Annotated in this window: 1 protein-coding gene; it reads right to left on the minus strand. The window is 69.9% G+C overall.

What is annotated here, in order from left to right; all coding sequences use genetic code 11:
• Positions 1–434, minus strand: a 434-nt coding sequence (locus tag KZA10_RS17125; RefSeq protein ID WP_218683500.1) for an NUDIX domain-containing protein, incomplete at its 3' end; no start/stop codon positions are given.
• Between the last annotated feature and the right edge of the window lie 158 nt (positions 435–592).

Consider the following 592-nt stretch of genomic DNA (forward strand, 5'->3'; position numbering starts at 1 on the left):
GCGGACTCACGGTCGACGACGACCGCGATGCCGATGTCGAGGTGCGAGGCGCAGGCGCCGAAGCGCGAGGAAAGCCCATGGTGGTCGAGGTCGTAGGCGAGAGGGGCGGGCGTCGGCTCCACCACGATGCCCGTCTCCTCGCGCAGCTCACGCAGCGCTCCCGCCACGACCGAATCATCGCCGTGCTCGACGTGGCCTCCCGGCTGCACCCAGAACTGCCCCTTGCGATGGAAGACGAGCAGCGTGTGCTGCAGTGATGCGTCGAACACCACGCACGACGCGGTGAGGTGATCGGGTCCTGCCTCCCGATGCACCGGGCCACCCTCTGCCGCGAAGAACGACGCGAAGTCGGCCTGCGCTGCACGGTCTCGTTCCGATCGGGGCACGAAGGTCGAGACCAGTCGGTGGGCATCCGCCTCCAGAGCCTGGGTCATTCCTGTTCCCCCTCGGAGGAGTCGTCGCCGGATTCCCGTCGCGCCCGCGGGACGAACTGCGGAATCCACCGCAGGAACCCCAGAGCGCCGACGAGGCCGACCACGCCCATCGCGGCCGCCGCGAACGGCAGGGCGGCGACAGCCGTGATGGCCGAGAC

The sequence above is a fragment of the Microbacterium sp. BF1 genome, assembly GCF_019279095.1.
In the GTDB taxonomy this organism is placed as follows: Bacteria; Actinomycetota; Actinomycetes; order Actinomycetales; family Microbacteriaceae; genus Microbacterium; species Microbacterium maritypicum.